This window comes from uncultured Parabacteroides sp. (genome assembly GCF_905196875.1).
In the GTDB taxonomy this organism is placed as follows: domain Bacteria; phylum Bacteroidota; class Bacteroidia; order Bacteroidales; family Tannerellaceae; genus Parabacteroides.
The window spans coordinates 44,422-65,476 of sequence record NZ_CAJJWO010000023.1 but is presented as its reverse complement, the minus strand read 5'-3'; the positions used below and the strand labels follow the sequence as shown (position 1 = coordinate 65,476).

Genomic DNA, 21,055 nt, shown 5'->3' with positions numbered 1-21,055 from the left:
ATCACATGAGCGCCACAGAATCTAATGACTTGGAATTACACTATTGGCTACTAGATAAAAGTCATAGCATGAACGCCTTTGTCTTAAACAAAAGCGAATGGGAATTACTCCATCTCATCGAAGAAATATCTAAAGAACTTAATATTGAAATTAATATTGAAGCTTTAGCTATCAGAGAAGGAGGATTAATACAAAGACTCAAAGTTCTAAATAAAAATTTTAAAGCCGGTACTATATCTAATCAACTTCTCATTCTGATAGTCACCGCTATTATAGGAACTCCTTTATCAGTACTTTCAACTCAATTGATTCTCAAACTGTTCGAAGACAATAAGCAAACAGAATTAAACTATCAAAACACAGAATCTGATATTGAATTAAAGAAAGCAGAAATCAGAAAATCAAATGCCGAAGCAAATCTTATTGAAAATGAATTGAAAGAAAAACAAGAAAAGGGTATTTGTGATAAAATCGTAGATTCAATAAAAGAGAACCAGAAAATATCAAAACGAACCTCAAATTTTTATGAAGAACTTTTAAAGGAAAATAAAATATCCTGTTTAACCATTTCCTATACATCTAAGGATAAAAGTAGAACAGAAATGACAATTGAAAGGTCTGATTTTGATAATTTCATTATAAAGGAAAACGAACTTGAACCTATTGTTGATGAATTAGCCATCATAGAAATCATTTCTCCCGTACTAAAAAAAGGAAATTATCAATGGAGAGGCATATATAATGGAGAAGTTCTGAACTTCAATATGAAATCTAATGAATTTAAATCTATGGTTCAATCCGGTAGCATAGAATTTAAAAATGGGGCATGCATATCATGCGTTCTCAAGATGGACCGTCGTATAGATGATGTTGGTAACGAAATAATTACAACTTACAACATAGAAAATGTTATTGGTTATTTTGTTAATGATAAAATAATAGAGACTTCAGAAGGTAAAATGTATAATAAAAAGAAAAAGGCTACAAAGGCGCAACTTAATCTTGAATTCAAAGAAGAAGAACAAAAAAAATTATAAACAAATAATCATGAAAAAGACACTAGTATTACTATTGACATTATTAATGTGTTTAGAAATTCATGCACAAACGGAAACTCTAACAAACCAATCAATACTGGATATGATAGAGTTAGGATTTTCAGAAGATATCATTGTAGCCAAAATACAAAATAGCAACAATAATTTCGATACAAGCATTGAAGCATTAAAAGGCTTAAAAGAAAATGGCATATCAGATAACATCCTCATGGCTGTATTAAATAGCTCTAATATAAACTCTAAAGATGACAACAATAATAATGTCGAATCCTTCAAAAGACTAGGCATCTTTATTAATGAGGGCGAAGAGTTGACAAGAGTATTACCTTCTATTTTTTCAGGAACAAAAACAAATACGCTAGGATCCTCTTTATCATATGGGTTAGCAAGCTCAAGCATAAAAACAGTATTGAACAATTCATCATCCGCCAACATAGTAAACAGTACTCAACCGGAATTTGTATTTTTCTTTGCAAATCAAAACGACCAATCATATATCAACAATGGAAATAATTGGTGGTTCTTTGCAGCAACCTCACCGAATGAGTTCGTTTTAGTAGAACTTGACAAAAAAAGAAAAACAAGAGAGTTAATTACTGGCTCTGTAAATATCTATGCTGGCACTAGTATTGGCGTTGATGAAAACAGTACAATTCCATTTGATATAATACCAATAAATGATAATACATTTAAAGTAATACCGACAAATCCATTAGAGCCTGGTGAATATTGCTTCCTATATCAGGGTACAATTCCACATGGAGGATACAATAATCTGTCTGCGTTCGACTTTTCCATACCTGGAGAAGCTAGTAGAAAAAGTAAAATAGCAAAGTCTAAATTAAGAAATTACGGAGATGACACTTACTTTTAAGTAATTAATCAGCAAGGGACTTTAAATAAAAAACAAACTTTAAATCATAAAATATATGTTCAAATCATTCTCTGATGACTCAATAACGTTTGCACTCATTGTAATAACATATTTCTTACTTCTGATAACAATGGCAGTACTACCTATTATCAGAATACGAAAAAGAAAAAGATTATTAACTTCAGCATTTGAACTCTTAAACAAAGGTCTAACCAACAACACCTTAAAAGAGGCAGATGAGATTTTATTGATATACAAAAATAATTATTTAGATATTTCTTTTTGTTCATTTCTTGAAAAATACCTACTTTATATTCTTCAGAAGCAAACTCCTGAATTTTACATAGATCATTCACCATTTATAAAAGAAATGATAAGAGATGAAAAATCAGAAAAACCATTTGAAAATATACCAGATCATGAGAAACGATTATTGACAGCCATAGAAGACGCTGCCCAAAAAGAGGAAGTTAGCTCCATTCCGTTCAATCTATCAGAACTAGCTAGAGTTTTATATTCTAAAGAGAAAAATTATCGTTATACTAAACTTGTCAATAATTTTTCTATACCTCTTGCTATAATAGGATTAATACTAACTCTAATTTTTGGATTTAGAAGTCCATCTATATCGCAAGAAGATATGAACAGTATTGCACTTAAAGTTAAAGAGTGTACAATTAAACCAGATACCACATCGATAACACAGCCATAAATTAATTTCGTAATACACGGAATTTATACATTCCATAATTATCTTGATAAATAAAGTCTCTCTTTATTGCATATATTGATATAAAATACTTTATTTGCAAAATGACTTTGACAAAAGCCAAAAAAATTGAATATAAACTTTAGAACTAGTTACTATGGCATTAGAACCTGTATTAGATATTTATTGTATTACAGTAGCCAAAAAAGGCAAAGATAAAAGTGGATCATGCTTTAAGGATCTTTTATTATCAACAGTCATTCCTGAAGATGAGACTGATCAAAGCATATTTAAAGCATTTGTTGAATCATTTATAAAAAAACTTGATATAGATACATGTTACCAAATAGATAGATCAAATAAGGTAATTACTATTAAACCTTGCGATAAAGAAGGAGAGATAATAAAATTTAGCCCAGAGTACAATATTTCAATTGAAAATTTCATTTTTTCGGGAGTGTTGCATGGAGGAAGTTATGGGGAGAGAAATTTTACAGTTCCACTTGAAAATAAAAATGAGCAAAACAAGATACCTAATAACGTAGCTCTTACTAAAGAATTTTTCTTTTTGATATATCTTCGACCTAATTCTGATAAAGGCATATTGATGGTTCAATCTTATACAGGAGTTTCATATCATGAACATTTAAAAAGCTTCTTGAACAAAGAATTTCTTTTTTCTAAAGATTACATTATGACTAAATACATACCAACATATTTAGATAGTCTAAAAAAGGATATATTTAAACGTGAAATAACAAAATCTGTAACTTATATTCAAAAAAGTCAATTAAGCGAATTTGCAGGTGATAGAACTGTAAAAGCAGAAATGGATAGTTTTGATATAACAATAACAATAAAACCTTCCAAATCCTATATCAAAAGCATTGATGAAATTAATGATGAATTTGAGAAGTTGGTCATCAAAGATAAGAGAAATTGTTGGTCGAGAAAAGTCACCATAGAAGATCAAGGAACTAAAAAACCATATTCTTATTTTTTAGATAACGAAGATTCCTTAAAACCGAGAATTTTATTAGGAAATGAAATTAACATCACATCAAATGGGATATTTGATATAAAAGAAGTATATTCGTACTGTATTAAAATTTTACCAGAAGTAAAAAATAAGATTAACATACAGTAGCTATGTCTATACCAATCGGGGGATACATAAAAAGATTAATTAAATATTCGCATGAATACCAATACACTAAAATTAATAGTGATGAAGTAAATATGCCTAAATACATCTTTGGCATTTACAAATGGGTATTCATTGGTATTGGCATGTATTTTCTTATATTTTCCAAAAATATAAAACCAGAGATACTTAATTCATTGATCACATCATTTTCGATACTAATAGGGCTTTTAGTGAACTTATTGATGACAATATATAATATGCTTCCTAAATTAACAGAAGCACCAACATACACAAATACAGAGTTGGAATTATTCAAAAAGGATGCTCGCTTTTTCAAGCAAATTGGTTATTTAACAACCTATTCTATTTTGTTAGGAATTATTTGTATAATTCTATCTATACTAAATCAGTGTCCAGATTCAGAAGTTTTACCACTCATCGAACTATTTAAGAGTAATTGGTCCTTCAATATCGATGACATACAAGCTACTATAGGTATAGTTATGTATGGAGTCATCAAAGCATTATTGGTTTATTTTATACTTGACTTATTATATATAGTTCTATTTTCTGTTAGTTCCTTTATCGACTACATGCATGGTGAAATAAAAGATATTGAAAAAGAGAAGGAGTAGACAAACACTACTCCTGATCCTCTTTAAATACATACTCCACAACCTTATCAATCACCTCATCAACTAAGCTGTAATCCGGCTCAACATAAATTTCTGTAATATCATGACCTGATGAGTGCGTAAGGCAGAAAGCAACATCGTCAAGACTCCTACCGCATTTTGTCCTGGCGATTGTTGCGAAGCTATGGCGTGCGCAATAATACTGTAATTTAGGTACGCCGACCTCTTTGTTGATATATTTTAAGCCCTGAGCTATTGCATGATTTAAAGCTTTAGAATCTTTATAGTTTTGATAGAAATTAAACACTCTCTTTCCTGTTTTATCTCTATACTTCTCTATTAAAGGCTCTATCTCAGGCCTAACACGAATCGATAAAAACGCATCACCTGAGGACTTCCTATCAGTTGTTTTTGTACGGAAATACTCTAACCTTCCATCCTTATAAGTAGTACAATTGTAAAAATCTACTGCATTCATTCCGGCAAGCATAAATGACATTTTAAATAAGTCACATGCAAGTGTATCGCTTCTCCAATTTTTAGGAGGATTATAATTAAGTACTTTAAGCAATACCTCTTTTGGTAATGCCCTTCTGGGAGGTCGTTTAACTTCCGGTATGTGATATACCTTAAACGGATCACCCTTAATTATAATATCATCAAATTCATAATCATTATAAGTATCTTTTGCCCGATTAAATATAGTACGGATAGGAACCATGTAGTTAACAACGCCGTTATTGTCCTTAGCCTTAGATTTTATAGTTCTTTTATTCACAACAAAAGTTCTATCTGTCCGTAGCCACGCATCATATTTTATTAGCAACTTTGATGTAAGCGATTTTATTGGCAGTTGAGCTTTCCCTGTCGTTTCCATCAAATAACGACAGAGCATGTTAATCCCGGTTGTCTGCATTCTCTGGGTGCCCTTTTTAGGGATAGAAAGAATATACTCTCTGGCAAAAACAATAAAGTCTATATCTAAATTTTGCCTATTCAGATACCTTTCAATATACTCAACCAACTCTTTGGCATTATCGCATAAGTCAACAGCATCCTGATTTGTATTTACGATCTTCCGAATCGTACTAACCCTTCCGTTTAAACTGTCCTCTATTTCCCCGTTAGTCACAGTTCCCGTAGACGATCCACGCTTAAACTTGACGAACGGTGTATAGATGTTAGTCGCTAAATACGATGTTGTCCGATTATGCGTCACACGTATTTTAGGATTAAATGTCCCATCTGCTTTTTTGTGGTGCTTGAAGATCACCCATGATATTGTTGCCATATTTTTGTACGATTTTTGTAAAACACAAAGTAAATTCTTATCGAATAATCCAATATTTAAGATTAAACCAAAAAAGCTAAAACCGTCAAGAACCCGCATAAACAAGGGTTTCTAGCAAATACAACTAGATAATAAATAAATCACTTAGGTTAAGTACGGGTTTTATTCCTTTTTTCCATACTTTTGCATCTTACGATTTTACAATAATAAATTAACGGAGACATGAAAATTACGATTATCGGAGCCGGAAGTATCGGCGGTGCCATTGCCAAGGGACTGGCAAAAGGAAATATGTTCAAAGCATCGGACATAACCTGTACAGCACAGTCGCAAGCGACATTGGATAAAATGAAAGCTGCCAATCCCGACTTTGTGTTGTCACTCAACAACATCGAAGCGGTTAAAGGAGCAGACATTATCATCATCGCAGTAAAGCCCTGGCGGGTAGAAGAGATTATCGATCAAATAAAGGGAGTGCTCGATTACGACAAGCAGATCATCGTTTCGGTAGCTGCCGGCATCACCTTCGACACCCTGAATTCTTATCTTACCAAAAATACCAGTTACGAAGACTGGGTCACTCCGGCTCTTTTCCGTATCATGCCCAATACAGCCATCGAGGTATTGAGTAGTATGACTTTCGTCTCCGCCCATAACGCAACACCGGAGCAATCCGAACTGATAATAAATATATTCAACGAACTTGGCAATGCCATGTTGGTAGAAGAACGCCTGATGGGTGCCGGTACTGCATTGGCTTCCAGCGGTATCGCTTTCGCTCTTCGTTATATCCGTGCTGCTATCGAAGGCGGTGTCGAACTGGGTTTCTATCCGAAGCAGGCACAGGAAATCGTTGTCCATACCGTAAAAGGGGCTACCGACCTGTTATTAGCAAACAAGAGTAATCCGGAAATGGAGATCGACAAGGTGACCACTCCCGGTGGTATCACTATCAAAGGTTTGAACGAAATGGAGTTGTCCGGTTTCACATCTTCTGTCATCAGGGGATTGAAGGCCAGCAAGTAAAATATAGATCATAATGAAGAAGTCGTTATCCCATTTACCTAAAGAGAAGCAGACCGATTTGCGTCTGATCACCCAATATGTAGTAGAAGCACTTGCCGATCAATGTGAAATGATCATCCTCTACGGCAGTTATGCTCGCGGCAACTACGTAGAGTACGACCAACGGATCGAATTCGGGGTACCGACTTACTTCATGAGTGATTTCGATATATTGGTCATCACCCGAAACGAATGTAATAGTTATGGAATAAATCGTCAGTTGGAAAAAGTAGAAGACCGTTATTATCGATATAAAGGGATGGGAAGATATGCATTCACTACTCATATCCATTTTATCGATGAAACCATCAAAGATTTTAACAAAGAAATAACAAAAAGCCGCTACTTCTATACAGACATAAAAAGAGAAGGCATCCTGCTTTATGATAGTGGTAATTGTAAATTAGCCCGTCGCCGCAAACTTAATTTTACCCAGATCGGAGAGTTGGCACAGGAGTATTATACTGCTAAATTTAAGATAGCAACAAGTTTTATGCGCAGTATCCGTCATGCTTATGATGACAAAGATTTTAATATAGCTGCTTTCTTTTCACATCAAGCTTGTGAGAACTTATACCATGCAATCATCCTGACCTATACATTATATACCTATAAATTACATGACTTAGAAGAATTGATTAAAGCCGCCAAAACACATTCTTTGGAAATAATCAAAGTATTTCCCCGAGATACCGAAGAAGAAAAACGATTATTCAATTTGTTGCTTAAAGCCTATATAGAAGCACGATACAATAAATATTATGTTGCTACGAAAGAAGATATAGAAGCCTTAATTCCACGTGTAGAGCTTTTAGCAGCGATCACCAAAGAAGTTTGCGATAATAGAATAAAGGAATATGAGAGTCGTGCCAGAACGACAAACTAACCGACAGAAGCCGGGGAACTAATTCGTTCCTCCCTATTAACTAACTGAAATGTAAGGACTCCTTTTTATCAAGGTGTACAGGGTAACCGGCTAAGGTGTACAGGATAATCCACTAGGGTGTACAGGGTAATCGATTATCCTGTACAGGGTAGTTGTACTGAGTAAGGAGTTAACAATTAGTTTATTATAGGGTTTGATTTACTTAGACCGGAAGGGAGCAATAGTTTCAGAAGTGATACATGATAAAACATCTTTTATACACAATGTTTTCAGTATTTATTTGCCATTTGTCATCATCCCTCTTACGGTTGATTATGGCAAATGACAAATAACATGGCAAACGGAAAAAAGCATTTGCAATAGCGTATACAACTGTTCAACAACACATTGCGTCAGCATATTGCAAATGGCAAACAAAATACCAAAAACATTCTGTGAGTGTTTATCAATTCACCTTCTTTCGCCGGTTCATTTCCGACTGCAACATCTTTAGTTCCCGGCTGGTCTGTCCTGCTACCGAAGTGTTTTCTTCTGCACGACGGATCAGGTAAGGCAGTACATCGCGAACCGCGGCATAAGGAACATATTTGGTTACATTATATCCTTCATTGGCCAGATTGAATGAAATATTATCACTCATTCCCAACAACTGGGCAAAGAAGATGCGGGAATCGTTTCTGGCAATGCCTTTTTCATCGATCAGCTTAGCCAGTTTATAATTACTTTCCTCATTGTGCGTTCCCATAAACATTTCAAAATGATCCAGGTGATCCATCGTGAAACGAACGGCCGCGTCAAAGTTCTCGTCAGTTGCCTTTTTATCTTTACAGATCGGATCCGGATAACCTAAAGCAGCTGCACGCGCACGCTCTGCCTCCATATAAGCACCGCGCACAAATTTAACGCCGGCAATATAGCCCTTTTCTTTAGCGTCATCCAGAATACGACGCAGGTAAGGCATACGGTCGTGGCGATACATCTGCAAAGTGGCAAATACGATCGCCCGCTTTTTATTGAACTTCCGCATCGCTTCGTCTGTCAGTTCATCCAAAGCATCCTGAAAACAGTAATCTTCAGCATCGACGATCAAACGAACATCATTATCGTAAGCACGCTGGCAGAAAGCCATAAAGCGTTCTTTAAATTCGCGGAAAGCTTTTACTTCTTCTATGGTCAGTTCGCTTCGTTTTTCAGAAGCTTTGGCAAGTAATTCATCGGTCGTAATGGTGGAAGGTTTGAATACGGCATAAGCCAGGTTATCGTTGCCTTTAGCAAAATCGATCGAACGCAATGTCTCTTCAAACGTAGCCTGAATACCTTCGGGGGTTTGTTCGCCCTCGGCTGAAAAATCAAGTGTGGAACGAACGTTGAACTTCCGCAGATGGTCGATTGCCTTCGTACAGTCCTGCAGTGTCTCCCCACCGACAAACTGCTTGTATAAAGTAGGCTTCACAGCCCAGGCCAGAGGGAAATGGATCTTTAAAGCGATATTACTGGCTACACTGGCGAATTTCACCAGCCACGGGTATTTTATTGTATTGAACAGCAAATAAGCGTTTTTCAATTCAGACTGCGATTTAGATGAAAATGCAATCTCGGTATTATCAAAGTCTAACATAGTATTTGATTTAAAAGATGATAGATAACAGTCGGCAACGGATAGCTAAAAACACCGCCGTTTGCCGACTGTCAACTTATATACTATTTTTCTCCTAAGAACGGATAACCGTAAGAAGTGGGCGGAACCAAAGCCTCCTTGATACAACGGGGATTCGTCCAGCGGATCAGGTTCAACGGGCCACCGGCCTTGTCGTTCGTTCCGGATGCTCTCGAACCGCCGAACGGCTGCTGTGCGATAACGGCACCTGTCGGTTTATCGTTGATATAGAAGTTACCTGCTGCATAACGCAGTTTGTTGAACGCTTTATCGATAGCGAAACGGTCACGTGAGAAGATCGAGCCGGTCAATCCGTAAGGAGATGTCTGGTCGCAGATTTCCAGCGTTTCTTCAAACTTGCTGTCTTCATAAACATAGATAGTAATTACCGGACCGAAGATTTCTTCCACCATCGATTTGAATGACGGATTTGTAGTCTGGATCACTGTCGGTTCGATATAATAACCTACCGACTTGTCACCGTTACCTCCGAATATAACTTCTGCATCCGATGCCTGTTTCGCATAATTGATATATCCCATGATATTATCGAACGAAGGTTCGTCGATCACGGCATTGACGAAGTTGGTGAAGTCCTGCACATCCCCCATCTTGATATCTTTCAGCATATCGCCTACCATTTCTTTCACTTCCTTCCACATAGAAGCAGGAATGTAAGCACGTGAACCGGCCGAACATTTCTGTCCCTGATATTCGAATGCACCGCGAACGATGGCTGTTGCCACGTCTGCTGCCGGAGCTGAAGGATGGGCGAAGATAAAGTTCTTACCGCCTGTTTCACCCACGATCTTCGGATACGATTTATAATGACCCAGGTTCTCACCCATCTGACGCCATAAGGTATTGAAAGTAGAAGTAGATCCGGTGAAATGGAAACCTGCCAGATCGCGGCTGGCTGTCACCACCTTACCGATCACGCTTCCCTGTCCGGGGATAAAGTTGACTACACCGTCAGGAAGTCCGGCTTCCTGGAACACCTTCATCAAGAGATAATTCGAATGGATAGCAGTTGTAGACGGTTTCCATACGGCCACGTTACCCATCATGGCAGGAGCCATATTCAGGTTGCTGGCAATAGAGGTGAAGTTGAACGGTGTCAACGAGAACACGAAACCTTCCAGTGCACGGTATTCCATCCGGTTCAGGATACCTGTATCCGAATAAGGCTGGTCGGCATATACCTGGCTGGCATAGAATGTACTGAAACGCAGGAAGTCGATCAGCTCGCAGGGAGCATCGATCTCTGCCTGATAAGGATTTTTACTCTGCCCCAGCATCACCGAAGCATTCAACAGATAACGATATTTTGTAGCGAAAAGCTCTGCCACCCGCAACATAACCGAAGCGCGTTCCACCCAGGGAAGTTCCGACCATTCCTTATGCGCTTTCATAGCTGCGTCGATGGCCATCTGTACCTCTTTTTCGCCGGCTTTATGATAAGTGGCCAGTACATGATGATGATCATGCGGCATAACCACCTTACCGGTGTTGCCTGTACGAACTTCTTTACCTCCGATGATCAATGGAATATCCCATTCTTCATTGGACAATTGTGCTAACGTGCTTTTCAATGCTGCTTTTTCACTCGATCCGGGAGCATACGATTTTACCGGTTCATTAATAGGCTTAGGAAATCTAAAAATAGCGTTATCCATGTTGTTTTTAGTTTATGAATAGTTAATCAAAGATTTTATGTGCTGTAAACGTAGTAAAATAATTTTAATTCATAGCGACTTAAGCGTTAAATTAGTTTTAATCGGACATCATTTCGTGTATAAATTACATCAACCATTTCGCCCCTTGATTTGTTATACTTATATAAATCATCTTTAATGTATACAACTATGGCAATTAGAAGTGTTTGGATAGAAGAGGACTGTATCGCCTGCGGTACTTGCGAAGGCATCTGCCCGGAAGTTTTTCACGTAACCGACCGTTCCCACGTAAATGAAGGAGTAAACTTTAACGACTACGAAGAAGGAATAAAGGAAGCAGCTGAAAGCTGTCCGGTCAGCGTTATTAAATATGATTGAGTGAGACAAATGTCTCATCGACCAGCGTTAGCAGAGTAAAAAGTGAAGAGGTTATTCCGGATGGGATAACCTCTTTTCCTGATAATTCGGTGGTTATATCAATAATAAAGTATATATTCACCATAAAAAGAAACCAGTATGAAAAGAGCGGTCTTATTTCCGGTATTTTGTCTCGTTGCCCTCAGTTATTGTACAACGAAGACCGACAAGCCCGTATCCGGTGATTTACCGGTACCGGACTCAACGGTTGTCGATGTTGCGAAAGAGGTGGAGGTGGCTCCCAAAGAAATTATCATTGAAAAGGAGCTACTCTACGACCAGCATACCCTGGCCGACAGCTATCCTTACAAAGATACCACCCGCGAATTCCAATGGGATAAGATACGCGAACGGCTTACCTGGCTCGAGTCGACCCAACGGGAACCGACCACCTGGTCGATCCTGCAAAACTACAGGAACAAGAACGGCGAAGCTCCGTTAGTCAAGAACTATCACCGCGACTCTTACCGCCGGGTCGCCGACTCGCTGGGAGTAGAACGTTTCCAGGGCGTACCGCTGTATTTACCGGCCGATACCTCCGTTCCCGAATTGTACGGCCGCGACGGTTCGCTGGTGAAACATCTGGAAGACTATACAAACTTCATAAAGGTAGCTTCCGTGCATACGGGAAAAGAATGGATGGTGCCCCGCAAATATATCGAAACCATCGCCGACACGGTTGTATTCAGAAAGGCGATCTTTGTCGATACAAAAAACCAGAATATAGCGACAATGGAACACGTCGGCGACAAATGGCTGGTCAGAAGTATGAACCCGGCAACCACCGGTTTGCACAGGCCGCCTTATGCCCAGGAAACCCCTCCCGGCATTTTCGTGATCCAGGAAAAGAAACCACGGATGATCTACCTGGTAGACGGGACGACGGAGACCGGCGGCTTTGCCCCTTATGCCAGCCGCTTTACCAACGGGGGCTATATACATGGTGTACCCGTCAATGCGCCACGGAAAAATTTGATTGAATTCAGCCCGTCGCTGGGTACGACTCCCCGCTCCCATATGTGCGTAAGGAATGCGACCTCGCATGCTAAATTTATTTACGATTGGGCACCTATCGAGGAAACTCTTGTTTTTGTTTTTGATTAAAAATGATAACTTTGCAGTCTGATTCACACTGACATGCACAAAATTTTCTTATATCTGTTCCTTTTGTTTATTCCGGCAAACTTCTCTTCGATGAGTCGGCCGGTGCCACGCACGTCCGCTACTTCAAGCTGCCGGCAGTTATATATGGAAATGGAACTGGAAGGGATTGTCAATTATGCAGCCTTCGAACAGGCCATAGCCGGATATAATAAGATCGAACAAAAAAGTAAAGAAATACTTACGCTGGTCGATTTCAGCAAACCTTCTACGGAGGAACGTTTTTATGTATTCGATATGAGACATAAAAAGTTGTTGTTCACCTCGCTCGTCTCCCATGGGAAGAACAGCGGAGGGAATTATGCCACCTCTTTTTCGAACGAGAACGGGTCTCTCAAAAGCTCATTGGGATTCTTTGTGACAGAAAATACTTATCAGGGGAAAAACGGTTATTCATTAGTACTAAACGGTCTGGAAAAAGGGATTAACGACCGCGCCAAAGAGCGGGCGATCGTGATTCATGGGGCGGCTTACTCCAACCCTTCCGTTATCGCTTCATCCGGTCGCCTGGGACGTAGTTTCGGTTGTCCGGCCCTACCACAGTCGGTCAGCAAACCGATCATTAATACGATCAAGGGCGGTTCGTTGCTGTTTATTTATGCCAATAACCAGAATTATCTGGCCTACAGCCCTATCCTATCCAAACAGATTGCCACTATGTAAGTGTATATATCATGTCTGTTAAATTAATCCATTAAAAGCAATATAACATGAAGATAACTGCTCCCCGGGTAACAGCTGTTTTAAAAGAAGACGCCCCATTGGACGAGACACTCCTAAATGATGGAGAAGACGTGACGGAATATTCTTTCAAAAACCAACGGGTATTTGAGATCAAGACAAAAAATATAAATATGCAGTCCTGCCTGTTCACGAACTGTATGTTGATTGGCTGTGGCATAAAAAAATCGCAGTTCAGCGATATAATCTTCCGGAACTGCGATCTTTCGAATGTCAATTTCTCCGAATCCGGCTTCCATCGTGTCGAGTTTATCGATTGTAAACTGATCGGCGTGAACTTCGCGGAATCGTCATTAAATCATATTACTTTCAGTAACTGCAAAGCAGAATATATCAACCTGACCATGAGCAAACTGAAATATGTGGGCTTCAACCAATGCGACCTGAAAAGTGGTTCGTTGGAAAGTTGCCAGTTTGCCTATACGGTATTCGATGCGTGTAACCTGAAAGAAGCGGAATTTTACCGTACTTCCTTGAAAGGTACAGATTTAAGCAATTGCGACATATCCGGCATACGGATAAGTCCCATTACAGGTTGTGAGTTACGTGGAGCTGCAGTAACTTCCCTGCAAGCACTTGAACTAGCCCATTTACTGGGTGTTACAATCAAAGGATAATCATCATTTTCAAACTGGTTATCTTGCATATTCCTGATGTCTTTTTAACCATGCTACCGCGTACGAGCAGATTGCCCGTGGCTTTAATTGATTCTCTAATGCGTAGTCGAAAGCCGCTTTCACTAGGGAAGCGGCAATACCTTGCCCCTCCAGAGGTTCCGGAACTATTGTATGAATAATATCCAGATTATTGCCGACAAGCCTGTATTGCACAAAGGCCGTTAAATCATTCGTTTTCACCTCGAAGCGATATTTCTCCGGGTGATGAATTATATCATATTCCATGTATTCGTTTATTATTTATCTACAAAACAACGCTCTTTAATATAAAACACTTTACCTCCGGATAAGTTCATTCGTTATTTCGTTTTTATCATCTTTCTTTTCGGTCTGCGCTTTGGTTCTTTTGGGATGAAAGAGATTCTTTATTTTAGTTAAAAAGCCACTGACTTCTTTGGCGACATCCTGTGTCTTTTTAGAAACACCCACCGACTCGATCAGGGGCGGACGCAGTATCTGCCATAAATAATTAAATGTAGAATGATAAGGATCCCGTTCAATAGTCAGATGAGACTGCCTGGGTGTATGCCTTCCCTTTTCCGGATGATCCGGGTTATCATGTTTCAACACCAGGTTTGCCAGGCGTGATAAAAACTTGTTATCAATCACCTCTCCATGCTTTTCTTTGAAAAGTTCTGCTTTCAGGTCTCGGTAAAGGAACAGCATATCGACGTTAGCTCCTTTGCTGGAGGCTTCCGTACTAAATGTAAAATCATCCAGTTTCCCGCTTTCGATCTTGGCAAATGCCAGCGGGGTTATCAATTCATTCAAGGCTGTCAGGTCGAAATCTTTCATATGGGCATTCAGGATAAAACGATCGTTCAATGAATCGACAGGCAACAACCAGGTCGCTGTAAAATAGCCTGATCCCATCAGCTTTCCATTTGCGTCGAGACGGATATACTGATCCGGACGGGTAACGATATTCGTAAATCCGGAAAACTTACCGTTCATCTCCGTAAAGAATAATTTTCCCGGTTTTATCCCCTTCCGGGCCAGCTCTTCATAAACGACAGAAAAGTTATTGACATCCAGGCTATCGACAGCTATTTTAACGGGAGCTTTCTGCAGACCGGAGTAAATCATCGGAACAATATGACGGGGTACGATTATTTGTTGGTTCTTAAAATTCTGAAGGACGGCATCATCCACCTGCACCTTTCTTACTTTTATCACTTGCTGTGTAATCCAGGCCGGCAAGTCGATCCCCGCAAGATTCAAACGTCCCACTTTGACATCAAACCAGTCTTTATGTTCGGGTTGGAGATAGGCAAATTCCATCTTAGGATATTTGGAAAGCAGGTGGATATCCGCCAGGTCGAGCTGCGTATTATTCAGGCTCACTTCGCCGATACTCAATGTATAAAAGCCATTATCCAACGGGAAAGACAGGTCTTTCGTATTGAACCGGATTGTTTTCAGCTTAAACAGACGGTCTGCTGCATTGACATGTAATCCTTCCAATAGCAGGCTGGCCGTATCGTTATTCAATACGGCATTCGATATATCCAATTTCTCCAGTGAAAGGTCAGGCGTAAAACGTCCGAGCATTTCATACACATCCTCCAACTCGCCTGCGGCAGGTTTCTTTTTCTCCTTATCCGGAACATTCCCCGGCTTATAAGAAAAAACAGGATCAACCAATGAAATATCGCCAACAGCAAAATGCAGGCTGTCCCATCTAATTTTACTGATCCCTATATCTTTCAGTCCGGCTTTATAAAAAGTCCCATCCTTATCGACGACCTCCAGATACGGCGACTTCAGATGAACGGCTCCTGTTTCCAGGCTTTGGGCAAGTTTATCCGGTAAGCGGTTCATTCCGGAAACCGAAACTAAAGGGACCTCAAACCTTATATGCGACTTCGAAGCCTTTTTCCACAACGAATCCTGCGGGATCAACTTTACATCCTGCAAACGAAACAGGCCTTTCTGAGTGGAGAAATCGCCTTTACTCACATACAACCGGTATTCTTTTCCCGGCAGGTAATTATCAAAGTCTTTTAGACTGAATCCAAAATTATCGCACTGGAAAAACAATCCGTTGCTCCGGTTCGTACTGTCGTCTATCAGGAAATTGGTTGCATAGAAATTGAAATCTTTCAGTTTATAAACGACAGGATCAGGCACGCTCCTATCGTTCAACGTGACAAAAGCATGATTCAGACGAATCTGTTTAATAGATAAATATTGGAGTAACGGATTCAATATATCTTCAATATCCGCCCGGGTATCGACCGGCATTTTCTGTTCTTTATTTTCCTTATTATAAGAGGGTGCCTTATTGTACCGGAGATTCGGACGGTCTATCTTAAACAGACCGGCACTGATCCCTTTATCATACAGTAAACCTTTTATAGCGATCGTATCAATACTGCCCGACATATAATCGTTGCGCGATCTAACGGAGATAGGTTTCAACCGGATATTCTCAATACTGAAATCGCCGGTTTCCGTGTTCAGTGCCATACGTTCCACATCCAGGCGATGGTTACGGGCCGTCATCATCCCGCTGATCCCTGTTGCTTCAAAAGCAAAACTGCGCGAATACCATAAACCATGCTTCACTTCGGAAACCGAATCTACCAGGAATTCATTCGCCTGAAAATTAAAATTATCCAGTTTATAGACCTCGACAGAATCTTTCACAGCCTGTGAATAGGCCACTTTGGCATCCTGTATACCGATGGACTGAATAGCAACACTATGTAATACCGGCGATATAATATCATAAAGAGACAAGGCCTGTACCAATGAATCGGTATTCATGGTTGCAGGTTTATCGACCGTTTTGTCTTTAGGCGCCGTATCAGCCGCCAGGTTAAACACCTGGATATCCGATGATGAAATATCAAAAGAACGGGCTGTCAGATAATTCAGAGCCTCTTCCCGTTTAAACTGTATGCCGTTTACTTCAATCGTCCGGACCAATGCATCCACATAGCTATCCGGTTGCCGGTTTTTCTCTATCCACAACTTCTCCTGCGGAATCAGATTGATTCTTTCTATATAAATGATCGAATCCAGCGTACTCAGCTTGATACTGTCTGTTTTCAACACGAAATCGTTATTGGCAAGCAGAGTCTGAGGCTGGTTGGTTACAAACTCAAAATTATCGCAATAGAGCAACTTGCCGCTTCGGGAAGAATTTTCATCCAGCCTGAAATCATATGCACGGAAACTGACATCGGTCAATGCATACAGGATCGGTGTCACCGGATTCTCAACCGTATACGAGACACTCGCATCTTCCAGATTCAGCGTCCGCACACTCAACACATTTATATACGGTGAAATGACTTCGTACAATGATTTGGAACTGACATTCCGGGCCTTCTTCTCCGTGCGTCCGGAGTCGTACGAATCGAATATTTCTATCTCCGGGCCCTTAATTTCAAAGGAGTTAAAGTGTAGCTTCTTATAACTCCAACGCCATGTCAGGTTCACCCCTTTAAAATCGATCACGCCGATCTCTGCCTTCACATAAGTCTGCGGAAGACTGTCGATAGCCGCCCATTGCCGGAAGACTGTCGTATCGGGCATAAGCCTGACGCCTTTTATCTTCAATTCTCCTTTTATGAAACCGATAGAGAGATCATCAAACGAAAGATTATAAAAACCATCCGTAGCCTCTGTCGTCCGGCGGCTCAGTTCCTTCTTCAGATACCGTTCAAGCCGATGGTTCAGATACAGGTTCAGGGCAGTAAGCAACACAACCAGCAATCCGATTGCCGGGAAAATATATTTTGCTATTTTCTTTTTTCGCCCCATATCTAATTATAAACGTTATCCGGTAAAGCAAAGACTTTATAAATTAAAACAAGATAACTGTTATTATGTTTAGGGTTCTATGGCAGCTGGATGTTTTGCCATACGGTTGGCAAGACCCTGCCACACCATTGGCAGAACTCTGCCATCCTATTGGCAAGGATCTATTATAAGTATGGCAAAACATTGCGTTTTAAATGGCAAAACACAGCCAAGGGAATGAAAGGCCCGGTCTTATTTATTGAGAGATACTATACACCAGTATGAAGGCGGGATATACTTCATAGTTCAAAGTGTAGGACCTGGCATCCGGCGTCCGGGTTTCGTAGGCGTGGATTTGTCCGGAGTCTGCATAAGTGAAAGGTTCGATATGCAAATGTTCGATAAAGTCGACATCCTGCTGCCGGATCATTTTAAATAAGGCTTCTTTAGCACACCAATAGATAAGTAAATGATTGACTTCATTAATAGAAGAAACGGAGGCATCCTCTTCAGGAGACATAAAACGGCGGCGTATCTTCAATATCCGCAGAGAATAATATTCGATATCTATACCGGCAGCGGGCTGTTGTTGCAATAGAACGGCGGCATAACCATTCGTATGGGAAATACTCAGATGATAAGCAGAGTCGGACAAATAGGGTGCACCGTCTTCATGATAGCGGATGATAAGTTCCGAACCGGCCAGTTCTTTCAGGAGGACACGGCTGGCTAACCATTCCTGGCGACGTTTCTCTGTTTTTATATGTTGGAGAAACGGTAAATAATCCGGGCGGAAATCCAACATGGAGAGTAATTCATCCGAAGTCTCTTCAATCTTCCAGACACCCAGCAAAGGTGATGTATGTTTCAGGATGACAGGCATTATTTCTTCCAGCTAAAAGATTGTATCAACTCAATAATATCCTTCCGCAAATAATCAGTCAGGGGGGCCAAAGAGTCAGCGTTCGGCACACAATCATAATATAAAGCCCCACGAAAAAAGTTTGAAGAACTGTCCGTCAGCATGAACTGCACAGGAGATGCTGACTCGCCGTCGAGCAAAAACAAGGAACCGTATACTTTTTCATCCGGATTGCTGTAAGCCTGTTCCTTCACGGCATTGGCTTGTTTGGCCTGCCGGGAAACCAACGAACGGGACTCCATCTCGGCTGTCTGTAATGTTTTGCGTGTAACAGGCAGGTAACTGCAATATACTTTTACACCTAAAGAAGGATAAGACAGGTTGATCCATCCCTCCGGACTTCCCTGCGGAGGAAGTTCTACGGTTACCAACTGGGAGACATTAAACCCGTAAGGTAAACTGTCGAGAGGTAAAGGCTGATAACGGGCCTGTGGTGGTTCGATCCGGAAATAACCACGCGGTTTCGGCGTATATTCCGTACAGGAGATACACAACAGAAAAAACAGGAAAAACAGACCCGACAGAATAGACTTCATCACTCCTCTCCTTTCTCTCCAGCTGGAATACGATTAAATTTCACCTTAAGGATCCGACGGTTATCCATTTCGAGAACCTGGAAACGATACTTGTCATAATCGAGAATCTCCCGACGACGAGGGAAATCTCCTTTTATCTCCAACAGAAGGCCGGCCAGTGTTTCCACATCTTCCGTCAACTTTCCAAACTCAGACGGGTCGGCATTGATCACACGGAAAAAGTCTGTCAACAGTATCTTGGCTTCGAAAATCAGGCTACCGTCTGCCAGACGGATGAATTGTTTCTCATCTTCATCATATTCATCGGAAATCTCTCCGACAATTTCTTCCAGGATATCTTCCATCGTAACGATACCGGAAGTTCCGCCGAACTCGTCTACCACGATCGCCATATGTATCTTGTTAGTCCGGAATTCTTCCAGCAGGTCGTCGATCTTCTTCGTCTCAGGAACAAAGTAAGCCGGACGGATCAGGCTCTGCCAACGGAATGTATCCGGTTTTTCGATATAGGGCAGCAAGTCCTTGATATAGAGAATACCTTTGATATTATCCTCCGAGTCTGCATATATGGGGATACGGGAATAACCGGACTTAATAATGAAATCGATCACATTACGAAAGTTGGTCTTTATCTCGATATCTTCCATATCCAGACGGGGAGTCATAATCTCATCTGCCGTTTTATTATAGAACTTGATGATCTCGGCCAACATTTCTTTCTCTTCAGGAATTTCAGTAGAAGTCAGTTCGAGCGCTTTAGAAAGTTCATCGACAGAAAGGTCGTATCTCTTTTTAACGAGCGCCTTGTTAATAACAGAGGTAGAAGTCACCAACACCTTCGATAGCGGGCGACAGATACGTTCGATCATATTCAAAACAGAAACCGAACGGCGAACAAAGCGAAGAGAGTTCTTCTGTGCGTAGATCTTGGGCATGATCTCGCCAAAAAGTAAAAGGAGAAAAGTAAGTATGATCGTTTCGAGCACAAAGCCTAAAGCCGGTACAGCCGAGAAGTTAACCAGGGCATTGATACCATAGGTACAAAGCATAACGACAGCTACATTCACAAAGTTATTTGCAATCAGAATAGCTGCAAGCAAATATTCGGAACGGTCCAGAAGTTTTCTGATAAGTGGATCTGAAGGAGAATTCTCTTCCCGGATGTCATTGATGTCACCCGGGGTAAGAGAAAAGAATGCCACTTCTGATGCCGACACGAAGCCGGACACTAACAGCAGTATACAAGCGAGGCTTAATGCTATAACAGGACCTGCTGTAAGTGCCTGCATAGTTACCTGGTCAAATAAGCCCGATAAATAATAGTCTGAGTCCAAGGGGAACCGTATTAGTTAAACAATATCAGAACGGAAGATCATCCGCACTGTTTGAATCCGAAGAAATATCCGGTTGTTGTGAAACCGGTTGCTGATAAGACGTTGCCTGCGGTTGTCCTCCCTGCTGGAAACCTGTTCCGCTATTAGATGACGCTCCGTCAGCGGGCTTCGAGCCTGTGTTATAAAATTCGATACGGTCTGCATGAATTTCCGTAACATAGCGCTTTACACCACTTTGATCGTCATAGCTACGGGTACGGATCTTTCCTTCCACATAAACGCCCGAACCTTTCTTCACCCATTTTTCAACAAAGGCAACCTGGTCGCGACGCACCACAATATTGTGCCATTCTGTCCTTTCGGGCACAACCGTACCATTTGCAAGTGTGTAACCTCTTTCCGAAGTTGCCAAAGGGAAGTTTGCAACAGCGGCACCGCTGTCGAAATAACGAACGTCGGGATCTTTGCCCACGTTACCGATCAAAATGACTTTATTCAATGACATAGTAATAATTCTTT

The 21,055-nt window shown here is 40.4% G+C and carries 20 protein-coding genes; 11 read left to right on the top strand and 9 right to left on the bottom strand.

What is annotated here, in order from left to right:
• Positions 1-5: 5 nt before the first annotated feature.
• The 5 genes from QZ076_RS10070 (at position 6) to QZ076_RS10050 (ending at position 4,423) form a co-directional block, all read left to right on the top strand.
• The gene (locus QZ076_RS10070) at positions 6-1,037 is read left to right on the top strand and encodes a hypothetical protein (protein WP_293712999.1); all 1,032 of its coding nucleotides are present in this window, start codon (positions 6-8) and stop codon (positions 1,035-1,037) included.
• Between the two features lie 10 nt (positions 1,038-1,047).
• Positions 1,048-1,932 carry a hypothetical protein gene (locus QZ076_RS10065; RefSeq protein WP_293712997.1) on the top strand — a complete coding sequence of 295 codons (885 nt, stop codon included), beginning with the start codon at positions 1,048-1,050 and terminating at the stop codon, positions 1,930-1,932.
• A gap of 130 nt (positions 1,933-2,062) precedes the next feature.
• The gene (locus tag QZ076_RS10060; RefSeq protein ID WP_293712995.1) at positions 2,063-2,644 is read left to right on the top strand and encodes a hypothetical protein; all 582 of its coding nucleotides are present in this window, start codon (positions 2,063-2,065) and stop codon (positions 2,642-2,644) included.
• 154 nt (positions 2,645-2,798) lie between these two features.
• Positions 2,799-3,788, top strand: coding sequence for a hypothetical protein (locus tag QZ076_RS10055; RefSeq protein ID WP_293712993.1), 990 nt, complete (start codon positions 2,799-2,801; stop codon positions 3,786-3,788).
• A 2-nt stretch (positions 3,789-3,790) separates the two neighbouring features.
• Positions 3,791-4,423 (top strand): hypothetical protein, encoded by a 633-nt coding sequence (locus tag QZ076_RS10050; protein ID WP_293712991.1) that lies wholly within the window; start codon positions 3,791-3,793, stop codon positions 4,421-4,423.
• 7 nt (positions 4,424-4,430) lie between these two features.
• On the opposite strand, the gene QZ076_RS10045 is transcribed toward QZ076_RS10050, so the two are convergent.
• Entirely contained in the window at positions 4,431-5,714 is a 1,284-nt protein-coding gene (locus QZ076_RS10045; RefSeq protein WP_293712989.1) for a phage integrase SAM-like domain-containing protein, read from the bottom strand.
• Between the two features lie 222 nt (positions 5,715-5,936).
• On the opposite strand from QZ076_RS10045, the gene proC reads away from it, so the two are divergent.
• Positions 5,937-6,740: a pyrroline-5-carboxylate reductase gene (proC, locus tag QZ076_RS10040; RefSeq protein WP_293712987.1), complete on the top strand. Its 804-nt coding sequence runs from the start codon at positions 5,937-5,939 to the stop codon at positions 6,738-6,740.
• 13 nt (positions 6,741-6,753) lie between these two features.
• Complete coding sequence (locus QZ076_RS10035; RefSeq protein WP_293712985.1) at positions 6,754-7,665, top strand: HEPN domain-containing protein; 912 nt, start codon at positions 6,754-6,756, stop codon at positions 7,663-7,665.
• Positions 7,666-8,110: 445 nt separating this feature from the next.
• Here the strand turns inward: QZ076_RS10035 and QZ076_RS10030 are convergent, their stop codons facing one another.
• A complete protein-coding gene (locus tag QZ076_RS10030) occupies positions 8,111-9,283 on the bottom strand; it encodes a proline dehydrogenase family protein (protein ID WP_293712983.1) in 1,173 nt (390 codons plus the stop codon).
• Positions 9,284-9,366: 83 nt separating this feature from the next.
• On the bottom strand, positions 9,367-10,998 hold the full coding sequence (gene pruA / locus QZ076_RS10025) for an L-glutamate gamma-semialdehyde dehydrogenase (RefSeq protein ID WP_293712981.1): 1,632 nt from the start codon (positions 10,996-10,998) through the stop codon (positions 9,367-9,369).
• A 189-nt stretch (positions 10,999-11,187) separates the two neighbouring features.
• Between pruA and QZ076_RS10020 the strand changes: the two genes are divergently transcribed.
• The 4 genes from QZ076_RS10020 to QZ076_RS10005 all read left to right on the top strand — a co-directional run bounded on the left by QZ076_RS10020 (position 11,188) and on the right by QZ076_RS10005 (position 13,934).
• Positions 11,188-11,376 (top strand): ferredoxin, encoded by a 189-nt coding sequence (locus QZ076_RS10020; protein ID WP_293712979.1) that lies wholly within the window; start codon positions 11,188-11,190, stop codon positions 11,374-11,376.
• Positions 11,377-11,514: 138 nt separating this feature from the next.
• Entirely contained in the window at positions 11,515-12,519 is a 1,005-nt protein-coding gene (locus tag QZ076_RS10015) for a L,D-transpeptidase (RefSeq protein ID WP_293712977.1), read from the top strand.
• 33 nt (positions 12,520-12,552) lie between these two features.
• On the top strand, positions 12,553-13,239 hold the full coding sequence (locus QZ076_RS10010) for a murein L,D-transpeptidase catalytic domain family protein (RefSeq protein ID WP_293712975.1): 687 nt from the start codon (positions 12,553-12,555) through the stop codon (positions 13,237-13,239).
• 47 nt (positions 13,240-13,286) lie between these two features.
• Positions 13,287-13,934: a pentapeptide repeat-containing protein gene (locus tag QZ076_RS10005; protein ID WP_129732379.1), complete on the top strand. Its 648-nt coding sequence runs from the start codon at positions 13,287-13,289 to the stop codon at positions 13,932-13,934.
• A gap of 18 nt (positions 13,935-13,952) precedes the next feature.
• Here the strand turns inward: QZ076_RS10005 and QZ076_RS10000 are convergent, their stop codons facing one another.
• The 6 genes from QZ076_RS10000 to ssb form a co-directional block, all read right to left on the bottom strand.
• Positions 13,953-14,219 carry a GNAT family N-acetyltransferase gene (locus QZ076_RS10000; protein WP_293712971.1) on the bottom strand — a complete coding sequence of 89 codons (267 nt, stop codon included), beginning with the start codon at positions 14,217-14,219 and terminating at the stop codon, positions 13,953-13,955.
• A 51-nt stretch (positions 14,220-14,270) separates the two neighbouring features.
• Positions 14,271-17,765 carry a hypothetical protein gene (locus tag QZ076_RS09995; protein ID WP_293712969.1) on the bottom strand — a complete coding sequence of 1,165 codons (3,495 nt, stop codon included), beginning with the start codon at positions 17,763-17,765 and terminating at the stop codon, positions 14,271-14,273.
• A gap of 235 nt (positions 17,766-18,000) precedes the next feature.
• Positions 18,001-18,627 (bottom strand): 4'-phosphopantetheinyl transferase superfamily protein, encoded by a 627-nt coding sequence (locus QZ076_RS09990; protein ID WP_293712967.1) that lies wholly within the window; start codon positions 18,625-18,627, stop codon positions 18,001-18,003.
• Entirely contained in the window at positions 18,627-19,202 is a 576-nt protein-coding gene (locus tag QZ076_RS09985; RefSeq protein ID WP_293712965.1) for a gliding motility protein GldD, read from the bottom strand. Before QZ076_RS09985 ends, QZ076_RS09990 begins: the two co-directional genes overlap by 1 nt.
• Positions 19,202-20,536 carry a gliding motility-associated protein GldE gene (gldE, locus tag QZ076_RS09980; RefSeq protein ID WP_293712963.1) on the bottom strand — a complete coding sequence of 445 codons (1,335 nt, stop codon included), beginning with the start codon at positions 20,534-20,536 and terminating at the stop codon, positions 19,202-19,204. Before gldE ends, QZ076_RS09985 begins: the two co-directional genes overlap by 1 nt.
• Before the next feature lie 25 nt (positions 20,537-20,561).
• On the bottom strand, positions 20,562-21,041 hold the full coding sequence (gene ssb / locus QZ076_RS09975) for a single-stranded DNA-binding protein (RefSeq protein ID WP_293712961.1): 480 nt from the start codon (positions 21,039-21,041) through the stop codon (positions 20,562-20,564).
• Positions 21,042-21,055: the final 14 nt, after the last annotated feature.

What these genes read in the sequence shown, in the direction of transcription:
- QZ076_RS10070 (WP_293712999.1), top strand. Translation starts at nt 6, where the DNA reads ATGAGCGCCACAGAATCTAATGACTTGGAATTACACTATTGGCTACTA.
- QZ076_RS10065 (WP_293712997.1), top strand. Translation starts at nt 1,048, where the DNA reads ATGAAAAAGACACTAGTATTACTATTGACATTATTAATGTGTTTAGAA.
- QZ076_RS10060 (WP_293712995.1), top strand. Translation starts at nt 2,063, where the DNA reads ATGGCAGTACTACCTATTATCAGAATACGAAAAAGAAAAAGATTATTA.
- QZ076_RS10055 (WP_293712993.1), top strand. Translation starts at nt 2,799, where the DNA reads ATGGCATTAGAACCTGTATTAGATATTTATTGTATTACAGTAGCCAAA.
- QZ076_RS10050 (WP_293712991.1), top strand. Translation starts at nt 3,791, where the DNA reads ATGTCTATACCAATCGGGGGATACATAAAAAGATTAATTAAATATTCG.
- QZ076_RS10045 (WP_293712989.1), bottom strand. Translation starts at nt 5,714, where the DNA reads ATGGCAACAATATCATGGGTGATCTTCAAGCACCACAAAAAAGCAGAT.
- proC (WP_293712987.1), top strand. Translation starts at nt 5,937, where the DNA reads ATGAAAATTACGATTATCGGAGCCGGAAGTATCGGCGGTGCCATTGCC.
- QZ076_RS10035 (WP_293712985.1), top strand. Translation starts at nt 6,754, where the DNA reads ATGAAGAAGTCGTTATCCCATTTACCTAAAGAGAAGCAGACCGATTTG.
- QZ076_RS10030 (WP_293712983.1), bottom strand. Translation starts at nt 9,283, where the DNA reads ATGTTAGACTTTGATAATACCGAGATTGCATTTTCATCTAAATCGCAG.
- pruA (WP_293712981.1), bottom strand. Translation starts at nt 10,998, where the DNA reads ATGGATAACGCTATTTTTAGATTTCCTAAGCCTATTAATGAACCGGTA.
- QZ076_RS10020 (WP_293712979.1), top strand. Translation starts at nt 11,188, where the DNA reads ATGGCAATTAGAAGTGTTTGGATAGAAGAGGACTGTATCGCCTGCGGT.
- QZ076_RS10015 (WP_293712977.1), top strand. Translation starts at nt 11,515, where the DNA reads ATGAAAAGAGCGGTCTTATTTCCGGTATTTTGTCTCGTTGCCCTCAGT.
- QZ076_RS10010 (WP_293712975.1), top strand. Translation starts at nt 12,553, where the DNA reads ATGCACAAAATTTTCTTATATCTGTTCCTTTTGTTTATTCCGGCAAAC.
- QZ076_RS10005 (WP_129732379.1), top strand. Translation starts at nt 13,287, where the DNA reads ATGAAGATAACTGCTCCCCGGGTAACAGCTGTTTTAAAAGAAGACGCC.
- QZ076_RS10000 (WP_293712971.1), bottom strand. Translation starts at nt 14,219, where the DNA reads ATGGAATATGATATAATTCATCACCCGGAGAAATATCGCTTCGAGGTG.
- QZ076_RS09995 (WP_293712969.1), bottom strand. Translation starts at nt 17,765, where the DNA reads ATGGGGCGAAAAAAGAAAATAGCAAAATATATTTTCCCGGCAATCGGA.
- QZ076_RS09990 (WP_293712967.1), bottom strand. Translation starts at nt 18,627, where the DNA reads ATGCCTGTCATCCTGAAACATACATCACCTTTGCTGGGTGTCTGGAAG.
- QZ076_RS09985 (WP_293712965.1), bottom strand. Translation starts at nt 19,202, where the DNA reads ATGAAGTCTATTCTGTCGGGTCTGTTTTTCCTGTTTTTTCTGTTGTGT.
- ssb (WP_293712961.1), bottom strand. Translation starts at nt 21,041, where the DNA reads ATGTCATTGAATAAAGTCATTTTGATCGGTAACGTGGGCAAAGATCCC.